At 68.0% G+C, this 22,678-nt stretch carries 26 protein-coding genes; 13 read left to right on the top strand and 13 right to left on the bottom strand.

Annotation, left to right across the window (positions count from 1 at the left end; genetic code table 11):
- Nucleotides 1-77 precede the first annotated feature (77 nt).
- From ACWF7A_RS19795 to ACWF7A_RS19775, 5 genes are all read left to right on the top strand, one after another.
- Nucleotides 78-650, top strand: coding sequence for a biotin transporter BioY (locus tag ACWF7A_RS19795; RefSeq protein ID WP_452251916.1), 573 nt, complete (start codon nucleotides 78-80; stop codon nucleotides 648-650).
- Between the two features lie 13 nt (nucleotides 651-663).
- Complete coding sequence (locus ACWF7A_RS19790; protein WP_452251915.1) at nucleotides 664-1,323, top strand: hypothetical protein; 660 nt, start codon at nucleotides 664-666, stop codon at nucleotides 1,321-1,323.
- A gap of 22 nt (nucleotides 1,324-1,345) precedes the next feature.
- A complete protein-coding gene (locus ACWF7A_RS19785) occupies nucleotides 1,346-2,134 on the top strand; it encodes a TIGR04222 domain-containing membrane protein (protein WP_452251914.1) in 789 nt (262 codons plus the stop codon).
- A gap of 39 nt (nucleotides 2,135-2,173) precedes the next feature.
- Nucleotides 2,174-2,563, top strand: coding sequence for a hypothetical protein (locus tag ACWF7A_RS19780; RefSeq protein ID WP_452251913.1), 390 nt, complete (start codon nucleotides 2,174-2,176; stop codon nucleotides 2,561-2,563).
- A gap of 119 nt (nucleotides 2,564-2,682) precedes the next feature.
- Nucleotides 2,683-4,602: an ATP-dependent DNA helicase gene (locus tag ACWF7A_RS19775; RefSeq protein ID WP_452252182.1), complete on the top strand. Its 1,920-nt coding sequence runs from the start codon at nucleotides 2,683-2,685 to the stop codon at nucleotides 4,600-4,602.
- Here ACWF7A_RS19775 and ACWF7A_RS19770 read toward each other — a convergent pair.
- From ACWF7A_RS19770 to ctaD, 8 genes are all read right to left on the bottom strand, one after another.
- Nucleotides 4,571-5,167: a hypothetical protein gene (locus ACWF7A_RS19770; RefSeq protein WP_452251912.1), complete on the bottom strand. Its 597-nt coding sequence runs from the start codon at nucleotides 5,165-5,167 to the stop codon at nucleotides 4,571-4,573. The genes ACWF7A_RS19775 and ACWF7A_RS19770 overlap by 32 nt on opposite strands.
- A gap of 48 nt (nucleotides 5,168-5,215) precedes the next feature.
- Complete coding sequence (locus ACWF7A_RS19765; protein WP_452251911.1) at nucleotides 5,216-5,500, bottom strand: hypothetical protein; 285 nt, start codon at nucleotides 5,498-5,500, stop codon at nucleotides 5,216-5,218.
- On the bottom strand, nucleotides 5,497-5,802 hold the full coding sequence (locus ACWF7A_RS19760) for a helix-turn-helix transcriptional regulator (protein WP_452251910.1): 306 nt from the start codon (nucleotides 5,800-5,802) through the stop codon (nucleotides 5,497-5,499). Before ACWF7A_RS19760 ends, ACWF7A_RS19765 begins: the two co-directional genes overlap by 4 nt.
- A 10-nt stretch (nucleotides 5,803-5,812) precedes the next feature.
- Nucleotides 5,813-6,385 (bottom strand): hypothetical protein, encoded by a 573-nt coding sequence (locus tag ACWF7A_RS19755; protein WP_452251909.1) that lies wholly within the window; start codon nucleotides 6,383-6,385, stop codon nucleotides 5,813-5,815.
- Nucleotides 6,386-6,407: 22 nt separating this feature from the next.
- Nucleotides 6,408-7,787, bottom strand: coding sequence for a phospholipase D-like domain-containing protein (locus ACWF7A_RS19750; RefSeq protein WP_452251908.1), 1,380 nt, complete (start codon nucleotides 7,785-7,787; stop codon nucleotides 6,408-6,410).
- A 30-nt stretch (nucleotides 7,788-7,817) separates the two neighbouring features.
- Nucleotides 7,818-8,495, bottom strand: a complete 678-nt coding sequence (locus tag ACWF7A_RS19745; protein ID WP_452251907.1) for a peptidyl-tRNA hydrolase — start codon at nucleotides 8,493-8,495, stop codon at nucleotides 7,818-7,820.
- Entirely contained in the window at nucleotides 8,495-9,709 is a 1,215-nt protein-coding gene (gene serB / locus ACWF7A_RS19740) for a phosphoserine phosphatase SerB (protein WP_452251906.1), read from the bottom strand. Before serB ends, ACWF7A_RS19745 begins: the two co-directional genes overlap by 1 nt.
- A gap of 81 nt (nucleotides 9,710-9,790) precedes the next feature.
- Nucleotides 9,791-11,581, bottom strand: a complete 1,791-nt coding sequence (gene ctaD, locus ACWF7A_RS19735) for an aa3-type cytochrome oxidase subunit I (protein ID WP_452251905.1) — start codon at nucleotides 11,579-11,581, stop codon at nucleotides 9,791-9,793.
- Between the two features lie 133 nt (nucleotides 11,582-11,714).
- On the opposite strand from ctaD, the gene ACWF7A_RS19730 reads away from it, so the two are divergent.
- Together ACWF7A_RS19730 and ACWF7A_RS19725 are read left to right on the top strand one after the other, a co-directional pair.
- Complete coding sequence (locus tag ACWF7A_RS19730) at nucleotides 11,715-12,230, top strand: DUF305 domain-containing protein (protein WP_452251904.1); 516 nt, start codon at nucleotides 11,715-11,717, stop codon at nucleotides 12,228-12,230.
- 16 nt (nucleotides 12,231-12,246) lie between these two features.
- On the top strand, nucleotides 12,247-13,020 hold the full coding sequence (locus tag ACWF7A_RS19725; protein WP_452251903.1) for a phosphotransferase family protein: 774 nt from the start codon (nucleotides 12,247-12,249) through the stop codon (nucleotides 13,018-13,020).
- Here ACWF7A_RS19725 and ACWF7A_RS19720 read toward each other — a convergent pair.
- The 4 genes from ACWF7A_RS19720 to ACWF7A_RS19705 all read right to left on the bottom strand — a co-directional run bounded on the left by ACWF7A_RS19720 (nucleotide 13,017) and on the right by ACWF7A_RS19705 (nucleotide 15,758).
- Nucleotides 13,017-13,736 carry an LPXTG cell wall anchor domain-containing protein gene (locus ACWF7A_RS19720; RefSeq protein ID WP_452251902.1) on the bottom strand — a complete coding sequence of 240 codons (720 nt, stop codon included), beginning with the start codon at nucleotides 13,734-13,736 and terminating at the stop codon, nucleotides 13,017-13,019. The two genes, ACWF7A_RS19725 and ACWF7A_RS19720, sit on opposite strands and share 4 nt — an antisense overlap.
- 187 nt (nucleotides 13,737-13,923) lie before the next feature.
- Nucleotides 13,924-14,112 carry a hypothetical protein gene (locus tag ACWF7A_RS19715; protein WP_452251901.1) on the bottom strand — a complete coding sequence of 63 codons (189 nt, stop codon included), beginning with the start codon at nucleotides 14,110-14,112 and terminating at the stop codon, nucleotides 13,924-13,926.
- Nucleotides 14,109-15,356, bottom strand: coding sequence for an aKG-HExxH-type peptide beta-hydroxylase (locus tag ACWF7A_RS19710; RefSeq protein ID WP_452251900.1), 1,248 nt, complete (start codon nucleotides 15,354-15,356; stop codon nucleotides 14,109-14,111). The genes ACWF7A_RS19715 and ACWF7A_RS19710 overlap by 4 nt, the downstream gene beginning before the upstream one ends.
- Nucleotides 15,357-15,605: 249 nt before the next feature.
- Entirely contained in the window at nucleotides 15,606-15,758 is a 153-nt protein-coding gene (locus ACWF7A_RS19705) for a hypothetical protein (RefSeq protein ID WP_452251899.1), read from the bottom strand.
- Between the two features lie 161 nt (nucleotides 15,759-15,919).
- Here ACWF7A_RS19705 and ACWF7A_RS19700 point away from each other — a divergent pair, with 161 nt between their 5' ends.
- Nucleotides 15,920-16,726 (top strand): FadR/GntR family transcriptional regulator, encoded by an 807-nt coding sequence (locus tag ACWF7A_RS19700; RefSeq protein ID WP_452251898.1) that lies wholly within the window; start codon nucleotides 15,920-15,922, stop codon nucleotides 16,724-16,726.
- 90 nt (nucleotides 16,727-16,816) lie between these two features.
- A complete protein-coding gene (locus ACWF7A_RS19695) occupies nucleotides 16,817-17,962 on the top strand; it encodes a hypothetical protein (protein ID WP_452251897.1) in 1,146 nt (381 codons plus the stop codon).
- 8 nt (nucleotides 17,963-17,970) lie between these two features.
- Here ACWF7A_RS19695 and ACWF7A_RS19690 read toward each other — a convergent pair whose 3' ends face one another.
- On the bottom strand, nucleotides 17,971-18,120 hold the full coding sequence (locus ACWF7A_RS19690; RefSeq protein WP_452251896.1) for a hypothetical protein: 150 nt from the start codon (nucleotides 18,118-18,120) through the stop codon (nucleotides 17,971-17,973).
- Nucleotides 18,121-18,556: 436 nt separating this feature from the next.
- Here ACWF7A_RS19690 and ACWF7A_RS19685 point away from each other — a divergent pair, with 436 nt between their 5' ends.
- The 4 genes from ACWF7A_RS19685 to ACWF7A_RS19670 all read left to right on the top strand — a co-directional run bounded on the left by ACWF7A_RS19685 (nucleotide 18,557) and on the right by ACWF7A_RS19670 (nucleotide 22,675).
- The gene (locus ACWF7A_RS19685) at nucleotides 18,557-19,540 is read left to right on the top strand and encodes a LacI family DNA-binding transcriptional regulator (RefSeq protein ID WP_452251895.1); all 984 of its coding nucleotides are present in this window, start codon (nucleotides 18,557-18,559) and stop codon (nucleotides 19,538-19,540) included.
- Between the two features lie 109 nt (nucleotides 19,541-19,649).
- Nucleotides 19,650-20,987 (top strand): ABC transporter substrate-binding protein, encoded by a 1,338-nt coding sequence (locus tag ACWF7A_RS19680; RefSeq protein WP_452251894.1) that lies wholly within the window; start codon nucleotides 19,650-19,652, stop codon nucleotides 20,985-20,987.
- The gene (locus ACWF7A_RS19675) at nucleotides 20,988-21,845 is read left to right on the top strand and encodes a carbohydrate ABC transporter permease (protein WP_452251893.1); all 858 of its coding nucleotides are present in this window, start codon (nucleotides 20,988-20,990) and stop codon (nucleotides 21,843-21,845) included.
- A complete protein-coding gene (locus ACWF7A_RS19670) occupies nucleotides 21,842-22,675 on the top strand; it encodes a carbohydrate ABC transporter permease (protein ID WP_452251892.1) in 834 nt (277 codons plus the stop codon). Before ACWF7A_RS19675 ends, ACWF7A_RS19670 begins: the two co-directional genes overlap by 4 nt.
- Nucleotides 22,676-22,678 lie beyond the last annotated feature (3 nt).

Genomic DNA, 22,678 nt, shown 5'->3' with positions numbered 1-22,678 from the left:
TTGTAGAGTTCGAACAAAGACGTTCTCCAGTCGGCGTGGTTAACCTCGGTTCACTCGATTCCGCCTGGGAGGGAACCGTGACTCTCGCACTCGCGCCCCGTCGCACCGTGCTCGCCGACTTCGTGCCGGGCGCCCTGGCCCGCGACCTGACGCTGGTCCTCGCTGGTGCCGCCTTCACCGGTCTCGCCGCTCAGGTGGCGCTGCCGATCCCCGGCAGCCCGGTCCCGCTGACCGGTCAGACGTTCGCGGCCCTGCTCGTCGGCGCCTCGCTCGGCTGGCAGCGCGGCGCCACCTCGATGCTCCTGTACCTGATCGCGGGCGTCGCGGGTGTGCCGTGGTTCCAGGGCGGTTCGTCGGGCGTCCCGGTGTCGCTCGGCTACGTCGTCGGCTTCGTGTTCGCCGGTGCCCTGGTGGGCTACCTGGCCGGCCGGGGTGGCGACCGCACGCCGTTGCGGACGATCGGCACGATGGCGCTGGGCAACCTGGCGATCTACTCCGTCGGCGTGCCGTGGCTGATGGCGGCCGCGGACCTCTCGTTCGGCAAGGCGCTCGCGGTGGGCGTGCTGCCGTTCCTGATCGGCGACGCGCTGAAGGTCGCGCTGGCCGCGGGTGTGCTGCCGGGAGCCTGGGCGCTCGTCCGCCGTCGGTAGCTTGGACCGGGTGGTGACACCTGGGGAATACCTCGCGTTCTTGGATGCGCGCCTGCCCGGTCTCGTGGCAGGCGCGCATGTTTATGGCTCGACCGTGCTGGACGACGTCGTTGCCGACTCCGATCTGGACATCGTGATCGAGCTTTCCTCGGCTTGTGATCTGCCTTCGTTCGAGGGCGCCGACGTCGCCGTGGTGCTGGCGGGTTCGCTGGAGAAGCCGGTCTTCGACGTGACGCCGCTGGCCGGTGAGATCACACCCGTGCTGTGGCAACAGCTGCGGACCATCGGTCTGACCGTGCGCGGCCCACGTCCCACATGCCCTGGCACTGCCGCTGACGTCGAGGCGTACTGCCGCACGAACCTCGTCAGCTACTGGAAGCTGGACTTCGACCGCTTCCGCTCGGTGGCTCCCACGCTGGACCCCGAAGCCCTCATCCCCCGCGACTCGCTGCTGTGGGTGGGCCTCGGTCCGGCCAGGCTGTGGCACACGATCCGGACCGGGGAGATCGTCAGCAAGTCCCGCGCGGGCGAACTGGCCGCCGCCCGCTGGCCCGACCTGCCGGTCCTGGACCTGGTCGCCTCCCGCCGGGGCGCGGACGTCCCGCTGAAGGTCGCGCACGCCCTGGCCAGCCTCGAACTGTTCGACCGGATCATGGCCGACGTAACGACGTAACCCTCGCGGCCGAGAAATCCGCGTGACGACGCATACCCCCGAAGAGCTGGGCTGTCTGGCGGGCGGCCCGGCCCGCGCGGCCGAGGTGGCCCTGGCAAGCCTGATCCAGGCGGGCCTGGTCCGGGTCTCGCGCGAGGGCGTGCTGAGCGCCGTCCACATCCCCGGCCGAGGCCCCGCCACGCCGCTGGAGGCGCAGATCCTGAGCGGCCTGCGCCACGGCCGCCACCTGAACGACGTCATCCACGGCGCGTTCAGCTCACCCGAGGCGGAGGGTCTGCGCTCCCACCTGGTCAACCGCCGCCTGCTGCGCCGCCGCCGTTCCCTGCGCCCGCGCCTGTACCCGTGGCTGTTCCTGTTCGGACCGCTGCTCGTGGTGCTCGGGTTCCTCAGCCTCGTGTGGCCGGAGCTCCCGCGGGAGTGGGTGCCGCAGGTGGCCGAGTACCCGTTCTGGTACTTCATCGCGGCCGGCGTCCTGCTGATCGTCTGGGCCTCCGTCCTGGGCGCGCGCGATCCCGGCCGGCTGCGGACCAGGGCCGGGTACGTCGCGGTGAAGCGAGCGCAGCGGCGGGTGGACCCGCGGGACCCGATCGGCGCGGTCGCGACCCGCGGGATGCGCGGGCGGGTCGGCGGGCTGGCGGTGGCCGGGCTGTTCGGGCTCTCGGCCGTCGCGGTCGGGATGCTGCCGGGGCGGGAGACCACGACCAGCAGCAGCTGCGGGGGTGGGTGTTCGTCGTCGAGCTCCTGCTCGTCCGGGGACAGCGGTGGTGGGTGCGGCGGTGGTGGGTGTGGCGGCGGAGGCGGCGGGGACTGAGGTCGTAACGGTGTTCAGACGGCTGGCGACAGGGCCGGCATGAGCCTGAGTCTGTGGGAAGAACACGGCATCCAGAACAAGGTGACGGCCGCGCTGGACCAGGACGGCCGGCCCTACCTCACCGCGTACCAACTCGCGATCAAGCTGGAACGTGCTCATCCCGGCCTGGCGGAGAGGCTCGGCAAACCGCTCGGCGGTATGGGCGTCGGAGTCCGGAACAGCCTGGCCGAGTACCTGGGCGCCCAGCTCGCCGGCCGCATCGACCGCGAGGGCCCGGCCTTCCCCGTCGAACGCGCGCACCTCTCCAGCGAGGACGTGCGGGAGATCCGCTTCGCCGGCCTGGACGGGGGCGACTTGGTCAGCAGTGTCACCGGCAGCGGCTACCACCTGTCCCTCTACCGGTTGCGGACCTCGGCCCGCGACGCCTGACGGGACTGTCGGACCTGCCGGGTACGGTCTCCCTCGTGCCTGAAGTTCCCCCCACCCTGAGCCTGCTCGAAACCGCCGTCCACGCCGTCGGTGGCGCGGAGCGTCCTGGTCAGGTGGAGATGGCCGAGGCCGTCGACCACTCGATCCGCACGGGCGAGCATCTCGCGGTGCAGGCGGGCACCGGCACGGGCAAGTCGCTCGCGTACCTGGTGCCGTCCATCCGGCACGCGGTCGCGGAGGACGAGACGGTGGTCGTCTCGACGGCCACGATCGCGCTGCAGCGGCAGCTGGTGGACCGGGATCTGCCCCGGCTCTCCAAGGCGCTCAAGAAGGAGCTGGGCCGGGAGCCCACGTTCGCGATCCTCAAGGGCCGCAGGAACTACCTGTGCATGCACCGGGTGCACAACGGCGCGCCGGACGAGCCCGAGGAGGACGCGCTGTTCGACCCGTTCGCGGTGTCGAAGCTCGGGCGTGAGGTGAAGCGGCTGCACGAGTGGTCGTCGGACACCGAGACCGGTGACCGAGACGAGCTGGTGCCCGGTGTCAGCGAGCAGGCGTGGCGGCAGGTCAGCGTCACGGCCCGGGAGTGCCTCGGGGTCAGCAAGTGCCCGATCGGGTCCGACTGCTTCGCGGAACGGGCCCGGGCCGAGGCCGGCAAGGCCGACGTGGTCGTCACGAACCACGCGATGCTCGCCATCGACGCGTTGGAGGGCTACCAGGTCCTGCCCGACCACGACGTGGTGGTGATCGACGAGGCGCACGACCTGGTGGACCGCATCACGTCCGTGGCGACGGAGGAGCTGAGCGGCGCGAGCGTGAGCATGGCCGCGCGGCGGTGCGGCAGGCTCATCGACCAGGACATCGCGGACCGGCTCGCCGAGGCGAGCGACGGGCTGGCGATGATCCTCGAGGACATGCCGTCGGGCCGCCTCGACGCACTGCCGCGGGCGCTCGCGGGGGCGTTGGCGGCCACGCGCGACGCCGCGCACAACTGCGTGTCGGCCATGGGGCCGGAACGCAAGGAAGACCCGGAGGGGGCGACGGCGCGCAAGCTCGCGCTCGCCCTGCTCGAAGAGGTGCACGACTGCGCGGTGCGGGTGCTGGAGGCGTTCGACGAGGAACGCGACGTCGTCTGGGTGTCGGGTGACTTCAACCAGAAGGCGCCGGCGCTGCGGGTCGCGCCGCTCGGTGTCGGCGGGCTGCTGCGGGAACGGCTCTTCGCCAAGCGCACCACCGTGCTGACGTCCGCGACGCTGACGCTCGGCGGCGCCTTCGACACGATGGCGCGCCAGTGGGGGCTGCCACCGTCGGAGAAGGTCCGCAAGATCGAGGGCGCGGCCACCGAGAAGGGCATCGACGGTCCCAAGTGGAGCGGCCTCGACGTCGGGTCTCCGTTCCAGCACGGCACGAGCGGAATCCTCTACGTGGCACGGCATCTGCCGCAGCCGGGCCGTGACGGCCTGCCGCAGGAGTACCTCGACGAGATCGAGGGCCTCGTGAACGCGGCCGGTGGGAGGGCGCTCGGCCTGTTCTCCTCGACGCGTGCCGCGAAGCAGGCCACCGAGGCGCTCAGGGACAAGCTCGAGTACCCGATCCTGTGCCAGGGCGACGACGCGACGGGCCTGCTGATCAAGAAGTTCTCCGAGGACGAGCGCACGTGCCTGTTCGGCACGCTGTCGCTCTGGCAGGGCGTCGACGTGCCGGGGCCGAGCCTCCAGCTCGTGATCATGGACCGGATCCCGTTCCCGCGGCCGGACGACCCGCTGGCCTCCGCCCGGCAGAAAGCGGTGAGCTCGCGCGGCGGCAACGGCTTCCTGACCGTCGCCGCCACGCACGCCGCCCTGCTCATGGCCCAGGGCGCCGGCCGGTTGCTGCGCTCCATGTCGGACAAGGGCGTGGTCGCCGTCCTCGACCCGAGGCTCGCCACGGCCCGCTACGGCGGGTTCCTGCGGGCCTCACTCCCCCCGTTCTGGACGACCTACGACCCCGAGGTGGTCAGGGCCGCTCTCAAGCGGTTGGACGCGGCTCAGACGAAGTGATCCGCTCGACCAGTTCGTCGCGGTAGGCCTGGGCATCCGGCAGTTCCGGCTCGGTTCCGTCGGCGTGCTTCAACGCGCCTTCGAGGATCTTCAAGGCCTGCCGCTCGTCCCCGCGCGCGTCGGCCTGCCGCGCCGCGTTCTCCATGGCCTTCGCGAGCTTGGTCTTCGCTTCGGGTTCCTGAACGGCCTTGCTGAACCGGACCCAGTTGCCACCCGGATCCACCACGACGAACCCGGTGTACCGGTCGTTGCGCAGCCGCGGCCGGGTCATCCGCGGAATGCCGGAGATCAGCACCTTCCCGTACGCCTCGCGCATCCCCGCCGCGAACGCCTCGTACACCGGCCCGGTGTCCTCGACGATGACCACGCACGTGCTGTGCGATTCCTCGGGAACGTGCCCCGGCATCCCGTAAAAGTGCAGGTTGATGTCTTCACGCTTCATAGCGACGTACGGGTTCGGCTTCATCTGCCGGTACGTACGAACAAAGCCGAGCATCTCGTAAAAAGCCGCCATCTCGTCGATGTCGACACACGGTAGAAGCGGGATTGTCAGTTCGTTTGCCACCGCCCGAAGCTAAGCCCGGACCAGCCAAAACGACACGGAGCTATTTGCTCAAGCGAACAGCAGCACGATCCCACCCAGCAACATCAACGCCGACACCACGGCGATGACGAGCACCCGCGCGCGCGACGTCCCGGCGTGCTTCAACGCAATCCCCAACGGTCCGACCACGACAACTCCCTTCGAAGGCATGACAACGGCAGCCCGCACGACCCCGAACGCCACCGAGAACGGCGATATGCCGAGTTCATGCGCGCCAACAACATCTGCTTCCCACTGCTCGCGATAGCGCTCATCAGGCGCCACCAAGCGCACCAACAACAACGCCGCCCTCACGTCGCCGTCCGAGGAACGAACCGAGGCGAAGGAGCAGCCCGCGCGACGACCTTCCGCGCCTCCGCGGCCCCGTCGGCCGTCAGCCGGTACATCCGCCGGCGCGGCCCACGGCGTTCCGCGTCGTCGTCCCAGGCCGAGGTGACCCACCCGGCGCGCTCCAGCCGGTCCAGCAACGGGTAGACGCTGCCCGACGGCCTGCCGGTGAGCTTGATGATCTCCAGGCCCCAGCGCGGCTCGTCGGCGCCGAGCAGCACCTCGAGCACGTCGACGGTGGCCTTGCCGATGCGTTGCAGTGGCTCCACACCACTAAGACTACCTATGTAGATTAAGCCGTTCAAGTAGCTCTTCGCGGAACTCCAGCGCCGACGCCCGCTCCTCCTCCGAAGCGTGCACCTCCCGCACCAGCGCCCCTTCGAGGATCTTCAACGCCTGCCGCTCGGCCCCGTGCGACCCGGCCAGCGTCACCGCGTTGGTCAACGCGCGCGACAACCCGTTCCGCACGGTCTCGCGCTCCCGCACCGCGGGCACGACCCGGATCCAGTTGCCGCCGGGGTCGACGAACAGGAACCCGTCCCGCCGCGGCCGCGTCATCCGCGGAATCCCCGTGAGCAGCACCTGCCCGTAGACCCCGCGCATGCCGGAGGCGAACGCCTCGTACAGCTCACGCGGGTCCTCGGCCTGGATCAGGCACGAGCTGTAGGACTCCGCGGGGTCGTAGCCCGGGATGCCGAAGAAGTGCAGGTTGATCTCCGAGCGGCGCACCGACAGGTATGAGGTCGGCCGGTACTGCCGGTACGTGACCGTGAACCCGAGCATCACGTAGAACTCGGCCACCTCGTCGATGGAGGCGCACGGCAGCAGCGGGATCGTCACCTCGTTGGCCACGCCGCCAAACTAGCGCCGCAGGTCAGCCGTCGACCAGCAATCCACGTAACGGTCCTTGCAATCTTCCGGCACGGCGGGACACACCGGGCAGCGGCGTCACCCGCCCGGCCCCCTTCAGCTCGGAACGCCAGATCTCGTCGACCACCTCGTGCGCGGGGCCGGACACGTCCTTGCCCAGGTGTTCGGTCCACAACCTCAGCCGCGTCGCGCGCACCACCTCGGCGTCGTCCGTCACGACGTTGACCTCGGTGTCGTTGAACAGCGAGTGCTCGTTCAGGTTCGCCGACCCGATCGACATCCACTTGTCGTCCACAATGGACAGCTTCGCGTGGATGTAGACCGGCGCGTCCCCGTGGGAGACGAGGGTCGCGGCGACGACTCGCCCACCGGAGTCCGCGTCGAGCAGGCGGCCGAGCTGCCCGCGGGTGGTGTCGGCTCCGTTGCTCGGCTTCTGCGGCAGCAGCAACACCATCCGGAACTCGTCGGACGGCGGGTTCCTCAGCTTCTCCAGCAGCACCTCGGTGATCTCGGGCGACCACAGGAACTGGTTCTCGATGTAGATCAACGACTCCGCCGCGCGCAACGCCCGCAGGTACGAGTCGAGCAGGCTGAAGTCACCGTGCGGGGAGAAGGAGTAGGTCTTCTCCGGGATCGTCCGCACCATCTGCACCGACGACGACCCGGCCTCGGGCGGCACCTCGGGCGCGGGCAGGGTCTCCCCCGCGATCTCCAGCCACCGCGCCGCGAAGTGCGAGGCCACCTCCGCCACGACGGGACCTTCGAGCTTGGCGATGTGGTCGTGCCAGCCGAGGTCGCGCGGCGGGTGCTCCGGCGAGTCGTGGCGGTCGCCCTCCACCGCGGTCATGTCGAGGCCGCCGACGAACGCCACGTCGTCGACGATGACGATCTTCTCGTGGTGGCAGTGCAACGTGCGCTCCCGCGCGTCCAGCTCGCACCGGACGGCGCCGCACTCCCAGAAAGCCTTCTGTGCGGCCAAAGCACGCTTGCGCGTCGGCTCGAACATCGGGAACGGCGGTCCGGCCCAGAGCAGCACGCGCACCGGAACCCGTTCCGCGGCAGCCGACAGCAGCTCGCGCAGCTGCGGCGCGCCCGGCTCGCGCGTCAGCCGGAAGTCCGGCGAGGCGTGCCAGTTCGCGATGTGCACGTACTTCTGCGCGTTCTCGATCGCCTCCGCGATGACGGGGAACGCGTTGGCGCCGTCGACCAGAACCTCGATCTTGCACCCGCGCTGGACCGGCCGGCGCGGCGTGAACCACCCCGCGCCGTCCCCGGCGAGCACGTCGCCCCACCCCAGCCGCGTCAACCGGCGGGTGTGGTGCGAGCACAGCATGTTCTCCAGCCCGTCTCCGAGCCGGGCGTCAAGAACGTCGAGTAAGCCCACGAGACGCGGATTTACCCGTTTCGCGTGCTTCTAAACAGCGAGCACCGTCGTGGTGCCCGGCTCGACCTCCGTGAAACCCGCGTCCCGCACGGCTACGACGTCGCCGCTGTGGACCAGCGAGTCCCACTCCGCAACCGATGGCGTCCGCACCGCACACCGGTAGTCCAACTCCGCCCACGCTTTCAGCTCCGCGTCGGACAAGCGTGGCGCGAGCAGCATCGACGCGTGCCCGACCTGCGCCGCGAGCTTGCCCGCCGACATCTCGACGCGCGGGTTCACGTACAGCAGCCGGGCGCCCTCGGGAACGGCGCCGGGCTCGTCCACCGGCAGGTCGGACCCGGAGATCTGCAGCTTCGCGACCTCCCGGGGCGTCTCGGACACCAGCACGGGCAGCAGCGAGCGGACCGAGGCGCCGTCCACGGTGATCGTCACGCCGGGCAGGTCCTGCACGGCCTCCCACTGCACGCCACGGGCCCGGCGCGACACCTTGCGAATCCGCCCGGCCACCCACGCCCGCACGGCCTCGTGCCACTCCCCGCCGACGTCGGCACGCGGGTCGAGGCACACCGCGACCGCCGACGCGGCCGCGGCCTCCAGCAGCGCTGTCCGCGACGGCGGGTCGACGCGTTCGATGCGCAGCACCATCGGCATCGCGCGCACCTCGGACTCCTCGGCGTAGTTCCGGGAGGCGATCAGGTCCAGGATCATCACAGCCGGGTCAGCTCCAGGCCGTCCGCCGCGTCCGCGGCCTCCACCTCGGCCCGCGTGACGCCGAGGATGAACAGCACCGCGTCCAGGAACGGGTGCGACAGCGCGGTGTCGGCCACCTCGCGCAGCGCGGGCTTGGCGTTGAACGCGATGCCCAGGCCGGCCGCGTTGAGCATGTCGATGTCGTTCGCGCCGTCGCCGACCGCGACGCACTGGGCCAGCGACACGCCGACCTCCTCGGCGAACCGGCGCAGCGCCACGGCCTTGCCCGGCCGGTCGACGATCTCGCCGACGACCTGGCCGGTCAGCTTGCCGTCCACGACCTCCAGCGTGTTCGCCGCGCAGAAGTCCAGCTGCAGCTCGTCCGCGAGGCCCGTGATCACCGACGTGAACCCGCCGGACACCACACCGCAGTAGAAGCCGAGGCGCTTGAGCGTGCGGATCGTCGTGCGCGCACCGGCCGTGAGCTCGAGCGTCGCCCCGACCTCGGCCAGGACCTTCTCGTCGAGGCCTTCCAGCAACGCGACCCGGCGCCGCAGCGACTCGGCGAAGTCGAGCTCACCGCGCATCGCGGCCTCGGTGATCTCGCGCACCTGCTCCTCGCACCCGACGTGCGCGGCCAGCATCTCGATCACCTCGCCCTGGATCAGCGTGGAGTCGACGTCGAACACCACGAGGCGCTTGGCCCGGCGGGTCAGCCCGGCGCGTTCGACGGCGATGTCGAGGCCCACCCGGACCGACACCTCGGCGAGCGCGGACCGCAGTGCCGCGTCGTTCTCCATCGTGTCGTCCGCAACGGAAACGCGCAGCTCAAGACCGGTGACGGGATAGTCGGCGACGCCGCGGATGGCGTCGATGTTGACGCCCAGCGACGCGAGCCGGCGCGCGACCTCGGTGAACGCCTTCGCGGTGACGGGGCGGCCGAGCACGATCAGGACGTGTGAGGACTCCAGGCGGGCGGTGCGCTTCGAGTCGGCGCCGATCTCGATCTCGACGTGCATCGAGACGGTGGCCATGGCCTGCTCGACCGACTCCTGCAGGCCCTCCGGGTCGTGGTCGGTCGAGACCAGCGCGCCGAGCACCAGCCGGCCCCGGATCACGACTTGCTCGACGTCGAGCACCTCGACCCCGTGCCGGGTGAGCACGGCGAACAGCACGGAGGAGACGCCGGGCTTGTCGGGACCGGTCACGGTGATGAGCACGGGCGTTTTCACGTCGTCGTCTCCTCGTAGATGCGAAAAGCCCCGGCCGCGTGGAAGCGGCCGGGGCTCAACGGTGAACCTGTTACTGGCAGGTTACTTGTCGTGGTCCGGTTCTTCCTTCTCGGAGGCCGTACCAGACTTGATGGCCGCCGCGGCCAGCTCGGACGGAGCGGGCTTGGCGTCCTTGTGCGGGATCGTCTTGCCGGTGAAGGACACGTGGCCCTCGTTCCGGATGCGTTCGATCATGTGCGGGTAGTGCAGCTCGAACGCCGGGCGCTCCGAACGGATCCGGGGCAGCTCGGTGAAGTTGTGGCGCGGCGGCGGCGACGAGGTCGCCCACTCGAGCGAGTTGCCGTAGCCCCACGGGTCGTCCACCGTCACGACCTCGCCGAAGCGGTAGCTCCGGAAGACGTTCCAGATGAACGGCAGCGTCGACGCGCCCAGGATGTAGGCGCCGATCGTCGAGATCATGTTGAGCGTCGTGAAGCCGTCGGACGCGAGGTAGTCGGCGTACCGGCGCGGCATGCCCTCGTTGCCCAGCCAGTGCTGGACGAGGAACGTCGCGTGGAAGCCGAGGAACGTCGTCCAGAAGTGCAGCTTGCCGAGCGGCTCGTCCATGAACCGGCCCGTGATCTTCGGGAACCAGAAGTAGATACCCGCGAAGGTCGCGAACACGATCGTGCCGTAGAGCACGTAGTGGAAGTGCGCGACGACGAAGTACGTGTCGGACACGTGGAAGTCGATCGCCGGGGCGGCCAGCAGGATGCCGGACAGACCACCGAAGAGGAACGTCACGATGAAGCCGATGCTGAACAGCATGGGCGTCTCGAACGTCAGCTGGCCCTTCCACATCGTGCCGATCCAGTTGAAGAACTTCACACCGGTGGGCACTGCGATGAGGAACGTCATGAAGGCGAAGAACGGCAGCAGCACGGCGCCGGTCGCGTACATGTGGTGCGCCCACACGGCGACGGACAGGGCCGCGATGCCGAGCGTCGCGTAGACCAGGCCGTTGTAACCGAAGATCGGCTTGCGGCTGAACACCGGGAAGATCTCCGACACGATGCCGAAGAACGGCAAGGCGACGATGTAGACCTCCGGATGACCGAAGAACCAGAAGAGGTGCTGCCACAGGATCACGCCGCCGTTGGCGGGGTCGAACACGTGGGCGCCGAGATGCCGGTCCGCCAGCAGGCCCAGCAGGGCCGCGGTCAGGATCGGGAACGCGAGCAGCACCAGCACCGACGTCACCAGGATGTTCCAGGTGAAGATCGGCATCCGGAACATCGTCATGCCGGGCGCACGCAAGCAGACCACGGTGGTGATCATGTTCACCGCGCCGAGGATGGTGCCGAGACCACCGACCACCAGGCCGGAGATCCACAGGTCGGCGCCGACGCCGGGCGAGTGGATGGCGTTGCTCAGCGGCGTGTACGCGAACCAGCCGAAGTCGGCAGCACCACCGGGGGTGATGAAGCCCGCCATCACGATCAGGCCACCGAAGAGGTAGAGCCAGTACGAGAAGGCGTTCAGCCGCGGGAACGCGACGTCGGGCGAGCCGATCTGGAGCGGGAGCACGAAGTTCGCGAAGCCGAAGACGATCGGCGTCGCGTACAGCAGCAGCATCACGGTGCCGTGCATCGTGAAGAGCTGGTTGAACTGTTCCTGCGAGAGGAACTGCATGCCGGGCCGGGCCAGCTCGGTCCGCATCAGCATGGCCATCGCGCCGCCGACCATGAAGAAGGCGAACGAGGTGACCAGGTACATGATGCCGATTTGCTTGTGGTCCGTGGTGCGGAACATCCGCAGCAGGAAGGACCCCTTGACCGCAGTGCGCGTCGGATAAGGACGCGTTGCGATCGGCTGCGGGGCTACGGCCGTCACGGTACCTCCAGGCCTTGGTGGGACCAGTAGTTCGGGAAACTCCCCGGATATTAGACGCAGCCGATCAGCTCCGTTCGGGTGGCCCACGGCCGGTGGCCAGCGGCGTAGCGCAAGTCACACGTATCCTGCCGCCGTGCTCCGATTGCTCGCTGTCGCTTCTGTCCTGTTGCTGGCCGCCTGTGGCTCTCCCGCCACGCACAACTCCGCGGACGTCGCGTTCGCCCAGGGGATGGTGCCGCACCACGAGCAGGCGCTGGAGATGTCCGGGCTCGTCGCGTCCCGCACGGAGAACCCGCGCGTGATCGACCTGGCCCAGCGCATCGCGAACGCGCAGAAGCCCGAGATCGACCGCATGAACGGCTGGCTCCGCACGTGGAACGCGCCCGTGCAGGCCTCCTCGCACACCTCGCACGGCCACTCCGAGTCGCACGGCATGGTCGAGCTGGGCAACCTGGCCGACCTGGACGACGCCGACTTCGACCGCCAGTGGCTCTCGCTGATGATCCAGCACCACAGGGGCGCCGTGGAGATGGCGCAGAAGCACCTGGGGGCCGGCACCGACCCCGAGGCCCGCAAGCTCGCCCAGGACGTCGTCAGCCACCAGGAGAAGGAGATCGCGGAAATGGAGTCGCTCCTCCCCCAGGGCTGATGCCAGCCTTCGTGCCGTGGATGCAGGTGTACGCGCGGCCGTCTCGTTCGCGGCCTCACACGGCCTGAGGTGCTCCGACCCTCTCGTGCTGAAGCACGGCAGCAACGTCCTCGTGCACCTGCGCCCGGCTCCGGTCGTGGCCCGCATCGCCGCGCGCACGGCTTTGATCCGGCCTTCCGTCTTCGCGCACTTCGCCCGTGACCTGTCGTTGTCGGCTTTTCTGGCTTCGCGCGGTGTGCCGGTCGTGACGCCTTCTGACGAGCTGCCCGCCGGCCCTCATGTCGTCGACGGCTTCGTGCTCTCTTTCAGCGCGTACGTCGCGCACGAGCCCGGCGTACGGCTTTCCAGCGGGGAGGTTTTGGCGCTCCTACCGGACCTGCACGCCGAACTGCGGCTGTACGAGGGCGAGCTCCCGTTGCGCGGCCCGTTGGACGACGTCGACAACATCCTGAGCTACCTCGACGGCTTGGGCGTGCCCGACCTGGACCGCTTCCGCACCTGGCGCGACTCCCTGAACTGGACCGAGCACCACAACGACGTCCAGCCGCTGCACGGCGACTCCCACCCCGGAAACCTGCTGGTCACGCCCTCAGGTCCGGTCTGGAACGACTTCGAGGACGCCTGGCACGGTCCGATCGCCTGGGACCTGGCGTGCGCTGGAAACGAAGAAGCCGCCCAACGCACCGTAGAGATCTACGGCGGTGGAGCGGCTTCTTCGGACGTGGAGTTCCACATCGAGACACGCAGGATGTTCAGCACGCTGTGGGGCGTGCTCGTGAAGTGGTCTTAGACGCGACGCCTGCGCATCACGAGCACAAGTGCAGCACCGGCCGCCACCAGTGCGGCACCGAACCCGAGCAGCCACGGAGACCCGAACCCGGTCGCGGCCAGCCCGCCCTCGTTGGCGACGGGGACGATCGCGGGGGTGGTGGTAGTGGTCGGCGCGACCTCGGACGAGCTGGAAGCGCTGGTCGTGGTCGTGCTCGACGGGGTCGACGAGTGCGTCACGGTCGACTCGGACGTCGTGGTCGTGGTCGTCGTCGTAGTGGTCGTCGTGGTCGTCGTCTGGTCCTTGACGCCACAGCCGTACCAGTGGCTGATCTGCGGGATCTGCCCGCCGTTGTTGAACGGCGACCGCAGCTTCTCCCACGGCAGTGCCGGGCCGAGCTTGTCGGCGAGGTAGACGTTGAACCTGTCCCCGCCCTTCACCAGGATGCCCGTGATCTTGATACCGGCGGGCACACCCGTGATGTCGAGGTACTGCTGGTTGTCGCCACCCGTGTAGGTGAACAGGTTCGGGTGAACCGTAGACCCGCTGAGCCCACCGACGGTGCACGCCTCGGGGTGGTTGATGTCGACGTTCTTGAGGTACGGCGTCGCACGGGGGTCGTCCGTGGTCGGCACCTCGGGCTGCGCGAGGGCCGTGGTCGCGAGGACCATCGTGGCCACGGCGGCCATGGCGGCCGAAGCGAGCAGGCCGGCTCTTCTCAAAGGCGTCAAACGCATCGGGTTACTCCGTGAGGGTTGGCGGATGCGGCGATCTAAGACGATCGACGTCGCCCGAACGGCGTAGATGACGATCAACTTCGTCCTTGTGGCCGATTCGTTACTCGTCTGTGAAGTGGCATCCCCAAACGACCGAACGCCGAGGCGCCGGCGGAAACCGGCCCTCGGCGTTCGGAAGTGTCAGGAATCAGTCGTTCTGCGCGACCTCAGCCGGACGCAGGTAGACGGTGGCACCGCCGTTGGGCATGTGCCGGAAGAAATCGACCTGGTTCACAGGCTGGCCAACCACTGGACCGCCACCCTGGGGCAGGTGGGGGGTGCGCCCGCTCGGCATCGGCGGCGTCATCGGCAGGCGGACTGGCTGGTTCGGGGTCACGTCATCGGATCCTTGCTCGATTGGGATGGTGCGTCTTTTGACCCGATGAGCGACGATCTCAGAAGTGATTGGAGCACGACGAAGAGACGCCGGGTCGCGGCGTCTTCGGTCACACACCATTCTTTGGTCGCCACGGCCAGCATGGACGCTGGTTCTATCGTTTCGCCTTCGCCGCCCCTGAACTGAGCTATTACCCAGGTGGAGTCGGTATCGAGCCAAAAGATGTCGAGGGGACGGGTCGCCGTCGCCACCACAGACCGCCCGGACGCCGCTCGCGCGTGCCTCAATCCGGGTGCGAGCTGGAGGTGACCGTTGTCCAGGTCCTGTCCCGTGAGTGACGTACCGTCCATCGTGGACGGCATCTCACCTGGACCTGGAGATATGTCGAGCAGTGCGTGCAGGAGCCAGCGCGCGTCCGAGCACAGGGCGTCCTCGTGCTCGACGAGCCAGCGCCCGATCTCGGCCGCACGGTCCCTCGCCTTCGGCAGCAGGGACACCGGGCTGAGCTCCTGGGATTCACACACGCGGTGAAACTGGCTGAGAGCCGTGTAGGCATGCCAAGCGGCAAATGCCTGTTCCAGCGGCCACTGTACCTTCGACCACGAGTTGACGAAATGCTCAGTTTGATGCGACCGGCTGTCGAGGAATTGCCGCGCTACCGCGAAGTCGAAGAATTTGAGATGCGAGCACTCGTGCACGAGTGCTTCGGCGATCTCCATCGCGGTCGTGGGCTCGTCGATGAGCACCAGGCCCGGCAGATAACGGGTCGACGCCGACACGACGCCCCCCGAGGTGCCGGATTTCAGCACTGCGAACAGGTCGAGGTGCGCGAGGAGGTCGTCGGACATCTCCGGCGCGAGACCGCGGAACAGCCGAACGGCCTCGGCCACGAGCGCGAGGGCCGAGGTGAACCGCTCACCGTCGGCCTCGGTGAGGATCTGCGGCCTGGCACCGGCCGGCGCGATGATCCGCAGCGCGGTGGCGAGCTTGCGAACAGCTTCCGGATCGGAGACGACGTCCACGCCCTCAGCGTCTCGCACATCGATGCTCGCCGCTTCGAACAGCGTCTCGGCGTCCAGGTCTTCATGGCCCGCCAGCGCACGACCCAGCTCGTAGCGGACCGCCGGGTGGTCCAGCAACTTGTCCGACAACCTCGCGCCGGGCGCGAAGATCTCACCGGCGAGCCGGTAGAGCGTGCGCCGCTCGTCGACCAGCACACCGGCGGGCGCGATGGCCGCATGCATGGCGTGCGTACTCGCGACAGTCGGCACAGCCGAACCCATCACCAAAGCAGTTACTCCGGTACTCGTCTGTCCCGACGCGAAAGCAGGCATGGGCGCCACCGCTGTCGCGATAGCGCCCTCATGCTGCTGGCGCGAGAGCTTATACGCGTACCACGACCGGTGTGACACCGGCCACCCCCAAAATACCGATGCCCGTGCTACCTGGGGTTTCAGGCAGCACGGGCATCGATCCCCCTCCCCCCGAGACGGCTAGCCCAGAACGATGCTGGTCACGTTGACGAAGCCGACGACGGCGAGCGCGACGATCGACACGGCGATCATCGTGAGGACGGTGCGCCAGCCGATGGCGGTGACGGCGACTGCTACGGCGGCGGCGATTCCGAGTGCACTCCCTGCAGACATGGTTTCTTCCTTCCCGACTAGGCGAGTACGCAGTCCTGGGCGTGGGCGGTCCCAGGCGTATCGCCATGGTGAAAATTCTGACCGGTTGTAGGTTGTCTGTCAACGGTCGACCGGTTGCCAGACAAGTTGCAACCAGACTGCCCAAGGCCTAAGCTGGACCAATGCCCGCCGACGAGGTCCATCCCGGCGAGAGCTGGTCGCTCTCGCCTGATTCGCGACGGCCTCTCCCGGAACTCATCGAGCTCAAGCTCCGCGAACTGATCATCAGCAAGACGTTCAAGGCGGGCGATCGCCTCCCCACCGAGCCCGTGCTCGCCGACAAGATGGACGTCGCCCGGTCATCTCTGCGCACGGCACTGCAGCGCCTGCAGCTGCAGGGCATCGTGGAAGTCCGCCGCGGCCTGGGCTGGTACGTGCGCCGCACCGATCTCTCGGCGGTCGACGAACACCTCGAAGGAAAGCTCGCCACCAAGCAGTTCTCCCAGACAGATCTGCTGGAGACGCGGATCGCCCTGGAGACCACGGCCGCTGCCCTCGCCGCTCTCCGCGCCGGGGACGGTGAGCTGGACGAACTGGCGAAGCTGAGTCGTCGCTACCAGCGCGCCGCGGTCGACGACACGCAGGAGGTGCTGGACTCGGACGAGGAGTTCCACCTGGCGCTGGTCCGCGCGTCGCACAACGATCTGCTGGTGCAGATGTACCAGGCACTCGTTCCGGGGCTGCGGGACTGCAAGCGGCACGCGCAGCCGTCACGCGAGGTGCACATCAGGTCGGCGAACGACCACGAGCAGGTCGTCTGGTTCATGCGCAGGCGCGACCCGGACGGCGTCAAGAGCACACTGGCAACTCATCTGCTCGGCCTGTACACCGATCTCGCGGCTGACGACACACACGAACCGGCGACGCTGAACACGTTCGTGGGATCCGACGACGACCCGCTGTACCAGCAGATTGACCGACGCCGCTGATACGACGTCCGCCGAAAGGCTCTGGCGCCGATCCCGCATCACTCCCACCATGTATGACAGTCGGTGGAGCGAGGGGGCGGGCGACGAGTGGTGACGGCACAACCCCGCAGGCGCTGGCGGGCCGTCGCGATCGCCGCCGGCTTCCTGGCCGCCGCCACCGCTGACCTGGTCGCGGTGCTGCTGTGGCACCCGTCCTCCCCCGCGGGCGAGCTGATGCACCAGGTGCTCTTCGTGGTGTGGCCGTTCCCGTTGCTCGTCGCACTGGTCGTCGGTGGCTACGAGCTCTTCCTGCACCGCCGGCTGATCAAGGAGGTCGGCCTGATCTCCGGGCCGAGCATCCTCGCGCACCTGCTGCCCAGCGAGGTGCTCCGAACGTTCCTGTCGTCGATCTACGGCCCCAACGAGGCGAACCAGGACGTCGTGTCCGGCCTGCTGGGCGGCGAGGGAGTGAACCCGCGCGGCGGCGACCTCACGATCAGCACGAACACCACGGTGAAACTGGAACTGGAGGGCATCGACAGCAGGGCGTACCACCTGATCACGACGCAGAGCTACCAGTTCCGCCACACCGTCCCGGTCGACCGCTTCGTGCTGTTCGTGACCAGCAGCGTCCTGCTGCGTGACACGATCACCGCCGCCTGCCGATACCCGTTGTTCGAGCTCTACTTCGTGCCGGACCAGACGCAGTTCCTCGACTCGGTCGACGACTTGCTGCACTCGACCCAGATCGCGATCGACTACATCGACCACGACAACAACCGGCGGTCTGCCGAACCCAGCCAGATCCCCCTGGCCGAGGTGCGCTTCAGCGAGTGGTCCAACTACCTCACCTTCTTCCGCGAGGCCATGGGAGCACTACCGAAGCTGAGCCCGCACGCCCACACAGGAGATCTCCGCATCTTCGAGTGCGACCTGAGCGGCATCGCCGACGACCACGTGGTCAGGGCGATCTGCGGACTGACGATCAACTCGCGCACGGTCCAGAGCATCAACGACGGCTTCTGCTACTGGCAGTCCCCGTATCCGTCTTACGTGGAACGGATCACCTTCGACGTGCGCCGTCTGGCGCTGGATCATGCCCCTGAGCAGGAGTTCAGCGTCATGCCGTTCACGTTCCGCTCGAACACGCTGCCCGCGCAGTGGCTGAGCGCGGAGGACCTGAGCGACCTGTACGTCCGCTCGTGGGTGCTCCCCGGCCACGGCATTGCGCTGCTGTGGCGCGAGACGCGCGACTGAAACCGCCGTCAGTCCTCCGACGACACGAAGACCGTGCCTCCGGTCGGAGCGTTGCGGAACCAGTCGACCTGACTCACCGGCTGGCTGTCAGGACGGCGCTGCTCCGGCGCAGGGGGAATCGCCGGCGCCGGCACGACCGGGTTGTGCTCAGGGGTCATCGAGGTCTCCTCCGGGTCGAGGCGGCAGTTCGAGGGTATGTCGGTGCCCGCCCTCAAAGCTTCGACCGGGCGGGTGAGGGCAAAAGACCCTGGTGGTGTTGGTGTTGTGCGAGGGCCGAGGCACCAGTTCGAGATCACGCCTGCCCGAGACCTGGACGAGCTCCCGCGCGGCGAGACCGGGTCGCCAGCTACGGCCCCTTTGACGTGGACACGTCGTAGCGGGTGGCAACCCGACACGTTGTGGATCGAACCCACTTGAAGCAGATCGGGACGAGCAGCACCAGCACGAGGTCCTCAGTAATGGAGCTCGGTCTGTGCGCTATCGCATGAGATCGGGTCTGCGGCCATCGCGGTCTTCCTCGCTGCGGTGACGTCCGAGCCGAGTGGGTGATCGAGGCGCTGCAAGCGGACGCAAGAAATTGCGTACACTTGCGCCATGACGCAACGGAGGCTGGCCGAGGTCGCGGCCAAGGTCGGGGTCAGCGAGGCCACCGTCAGCCGGGTGCTGAACGGCAAGCCAGGCGTCTCCGACGCCACGCGCAGCGCCGTCCTCACCGCGCTTGACGTGCTGGGTTACGAGAGGCCGACGCAACTCAGGGGCGAACGGGCGCGGCTGGTCGGCCTCGTCCTGCCGGAGCTGCAGAACCCGATCTTCCCCGCGTTCGCGGACGTGGTGGGCAACGCGCTCGCGCAAAGGGGTTTCACGCCTGTCCTCTGCACGCGCACGGCTGGTGGGGTCACTGAGGCGGAGTACCTGGAGCTGCTGTTGGAGCAGCACGTCAGCGGGATCGTGTTCGCTGGCGGGCTGTACGCCCAGAAGGACGCGAGCCATGGGCACTACCAGCAGATGATGTCCCGGAAGTTGCCTACGGTGCTGGTCAACGCCGCTATAGACGATCTTGCGTTCCCTCGGGTGTCGTGTGATGACGCGGTGGCGGTGGAGCAGGCGTACGGGCACCTGGTCTCCCTCGGGCACAAGCGGATCGGGGCCGTGCTCGGGCCACCTGACCACGTGCCCAGCCAGCGCAAGCAGGTGGCGATCGACAAGTGCGGCGGGGCCGATGTCGAGCACGCGATGTTCAGCCTCGAGGGTGGGCAGGCCGCGGCCACCAAGCTCGTGCAGCGCGGGGTCACTGCGATCATCTGCGCCAGCGACCCCCTGGCGCTGGGTGCGATCCGGGCCGTGAGGCGTGCCGGGCTGGACGTTCCCAAGGACGTGTCGATCATCGGGTACGACGATTCCGCGTTCATGACCTGCACTGATCCGCCGTTGACGACGGTGCGGCAGCCCATTGAGGCCATGGGGCGGGCGGCGGTGGAGCTGCTGGCCAACCAGATCTCCGGCAACGCCGTGGCTCCGGACGAGTTGCTGTTCGAGCCCGAGTTGGTGGTGCGGGCGTCCAGTGCGCCGGTGAGGTAACGAACGAAGTCAGCTTCTTGCGAGTTTTCGTCTGGATATTGCGTTCAGATGTAACGGCGCCTTATGGTCGCCGTCACATCGACGCGCTCGCGAGAAGGGCGGCCCCACCATGAAGAAGTCCGCTGCCGTGCTGATTGGCGGTGTCCTGGCCCTAAGCTCCGTCGGCTGTGGGAGCGGTTCCACGACCGAGCCCGGCGGCAAGGTCCAGATCAACATCAACGGTCAGCCTCCGCAGACGCAGGCGTTCGACCGCAAGGTGTTCGACGAGGACGTCGCGGAGTTCGAGACAGCGAACCCGGACATCGACCTCGTGCCGCACGAGGGGTTCATGGACCCGAAGACGTTCAGCGCCAAGCTCGCCGGTGGCCAGCTGGAGGACGTCTTCTACGTCTACTTCACCGATCCCGCCGCTCTCATCGCACGCAAGCAGGCCGCCGACCTCACGGACTACGTCAAGGACGTGCCGCACTACGGCGACCTCAAGCAGGAGCTCAAGGACGTCTTCACGGTCGACGGCAAGGTCTACGGGCTGCCGACGGCCAACTACACGATGGGCCTGCTCTACAGCCGCGCCAACTTCACCAAGGCAGGCCTCGATCCCGACTCGCCGCCGAAGACGTGGGACGAGGTGCGCAGCGCCGCGAAGAAGCTCAAGGACGCCGGCGTCACCGGGTTCGCCGAGTACAGCAAGAGCAACCAGGGCGGCTGGCACTTCACGACGTGGATCAAGTCCGTCGGCGGTGACGTCGCGAAGAAGGACGGCGACAAGTACGTCGCCGACTTCAACAACGACAAGGGCAAGGAAGTCCTGCGCAGGCTCAAGGAGATGCGCTGGGACGACAACTCCATGGGCGAGAAGCAGCTCCTGGAGATCGGCGACGTGCAGAACATGATGGGCGCCGGGCAGCTCGGCATGTACCTGGCCGCGCCGGACAACGTCGCCGCGATCGTCAACCAGTTCAAGGGCAAGTACGACGACTACGGTCTGGCCGCGATCCCGGAGCAGAAGGGCACCCTGCTCGGCGGCGAGGGCTACATGATCAACCCGAAGGCCACGCCGGAGAAGATCAAGGCCGGCCTCAAGTGGATCCAGTGGAAGTACCTGAACCCGGACCGGCTCGAGGGCAACCTGCAGAAGTACAAGGACCGCGGTCAGCCCGTCGGCCTCCCGATCCCGCCGATCGCCGACATCTGGACCGGTGGGCCGCGGCAGAAGCAGGAAGACCTGAAGGCCAAGTACGCCACCATGCCGGTGAAGAACTTCCAGGCCTACGTGGACGGTTCCGAGAAGACCAAGGGCTCGCTCGAACCGCCGCAGGCGCAGCAGGTCTACGCGATCCTCGACAGCGTGGTGCAGGCGACCCTGACGAACAAGGACGCGGACCACGCGGCACTGCTGAAGGACGCGGAGACCAAGGTCAACGCCGTTCTGGCGCAGGTGAAGTAGGTGCGGCGCCACGTCACCGCGTACGGCTTCCTGAGTCTCGCGCTGGTCGTCTTCGCGATCTTCTCCTGGTGGCCCGTCGTGCGCGGGGTGGTCCTGAGCTTCCAGCAGGTCAACTTCGTCACGAGTCCCGACTGGGTCGGCTGGGAGAACTTCGAACGACTCTTCGCGGACCCGCTGTTCGGGGTGGCGTGGCGCAACACGCTGTACTTCACGCTTCTCGCGCTGGTCCTCGGGTTCGGGGTCCCGTTCCTGACGGCCGTGGTGCTCAACGAGCTGCGGCACGCCAAGGGCTACTTCCGCCTGCTGGTCTACCTGCCGGTGATGTTGCCGCCGGTCGTGACGGCCCTGCTGTGGAAGTGGTTCTACGACCCGGGACCGGGCCTGTTCAACTCCGTCCTCAGAGGACTGAACCTCCCCACGCTCCAGTGGCTGGACTCCGCGAGCACCAGCATGGTCAGCCTCGTCCTGGTGATCACCTGGGCGAACATGGGCAGCGCGACGCTGATCTACCTGGCCGCGCTGCAGACCATCCCCGGTGAGCTCTACGAGGCCGCGGACCTGGACGGCGCGGGGATCGTCAAGAAGGTCTGGCACGTCACGATCCCGCAGACCAAGTTCGTGATCCTCATGCTGTTGCTGCTGCAGGTCGTGGCGACGATGCAGGTCTTCACCGAGCCGTTCATCATGACCGGCGGTGGGCCGGAGGAGTCCACGGTCACCGTGCTGCTCCTGCTGTACCGGTACGCCTTCTACTACAACGACTTCGGCACCGCGAGCGCGCTGAGCCTCATCCTCTTCGCGGTGCTGGGCGTCTTCTCCTTCCTCTATCTCCAGATCACGAAGAAGGCCGACGCATGAGGACTCTCACCAGGGGCACCGGCCCGCTCTACTGGGTCGTTCTCGCCGGCACGCTGGTCCTGTTCACCGCGGCGTTCCTGCTCCCGCTCGTGTGGGTGCTGCTCGGCGCGTTCAAACCGCCGGCGGAGCTGGCCCAGCAACCACCGACGATCCTGCCGCGGACCTGGGAACCGGGCGCGTACGTCGACGCCTGGAACTACATGGAGCTCGGCAAGTTCTTCGTCAACACGCTCGTCGTCGCGATCGGCGCGTGGGCGGTGCAGATGGCCGTGATCGTTCCCGCGGCCTACGCGCTGAGCAAACTGCGGCCGATCTTCGGCAACGTGATCATGGGCCTGATGCTGGCGACGCTGATGTTGCCCTCGACGGCCGTGCTGGTCCCGGTCTACCTCACGCTCACGGACCTGGACCTGCTGAACAACCCGGCGGGCATCTGGTTGCCCGCCGCGGCGAACGCGCTGAACGTCTACCTGCTCAAACGCTTCTTCGACCAGATCCCGGAAGAGCTCCTCGAAGCGGCCAGGATCGACGGCGCGAACACGTGGACGACGCTCGTCCGCATCGTGCTGCCGATCTCACGCCCCATCCTCGCCGTCGTCTCGATCTTCGCGGTCGTGGCGGCGTGGAAGGACTTCATCTGGCCGCTGCTCGTGTTCCCCGATCCGGCGAAGCAGACGCTCAGCGTTGCGCTTCAACGCTTCGCGCCGGACACACCGATCAACCTCCTGCTCGCGGGCCTCGTGCTGGCGAGCCTGCCGATGGTGGCGCTGTTCCTGGCGTTCCAGCGGCACATCCTCGCGGGGCTCACCGCGGGCGGCGTAAAAGGGTGAAAG

This window comes from Lentzea sp. NPDC055074, assembly GCF_053608005.1.
The sequence above is the reverse complement of the archived record's forward strand: the minus strand, read 5'-3'. Positions and strand labels throughout refer to the sequence as shown.

Coding starts and splice junctions, on each gene's coding strand:
- ACWF7A_RS19780 (WP_452251913.1), top strand. CDS start 2,174: ATGAGCCTGAGTCTGTGGGAAGAACACGGCATCCAGAACAAGGTGACG.
- ACWF7A_RS19775 (WP_452252182.1), top strand. CDS start 2,683: ATGGCCGAGGCCGTCGACCACTCGATCCGCACGGGCGAGCATCTCGCG.
- ACWF7A_RS19745 (WP_452251907.1), bottom strand. CDS start 8,495: ATGATCCTGGACCTGATCGCCTCCCGGAACTACGCCGAGGAGTCCGAG.
- ACWF7A_RS19720 (WP_452251902.1), bottom strand. CDS start 13,736: ATGCGTTTGACGCCTTTGAGAAGAGCCGGCCTGCTCGCTTCGGCCGCC.
- ACWF7A_RS19710 (WP_452251900.1), bottom strand. CDS start 15,356: ATGCATGCGGCCATCGCGCCCGCCGGTGTGCTGGTCGACGAGCGGCGC.
- ACWF7A_RS19705 (WP_452251899.1), bottom strand. CDS start 15,758: ATGTCTGCAGGGAGTGCACTCGGAATCGCCGCCGCCGTAGCAGTCGCC.
- ACWF7A_RS19700 (WP_452251898.1), top strand. CDS start 15,920: ATGCCCGCCGACGAGGTCCATCCCGGCGAGAGCTGGTCGCTCTCGCCT.
- ACWF7A_RS19690 (WP_452251896.1), bottom strand. CDS start 18,120: ATGACCCCTGAGCACAACCCGGTCGTGCCGGCGCCGGCGATTCCCCCT.
- ACWF7A_RS19685 (WP_452251895.1), top strand. CDS start 18,557: ATGACGCAACGGAGGCTGGCCGAGGTCGCGGCCAAGGTCGGGGTCAGC.
- ACWF7A_RS19680 (WP_452251894.1), top strand. CDS start 19,650: ATGAAGAAGTCCGCTGCCGTGCTGATTGGCGGTGTCCTGGCCCTAAGC.
- ACWF7A_RS19670 (WP_452251892.1), top strand. CDS start 21,842: ATGAGGACTCTCACCAGGGGCACCGGCCCGCTCTACTGGGTCGTTCTC.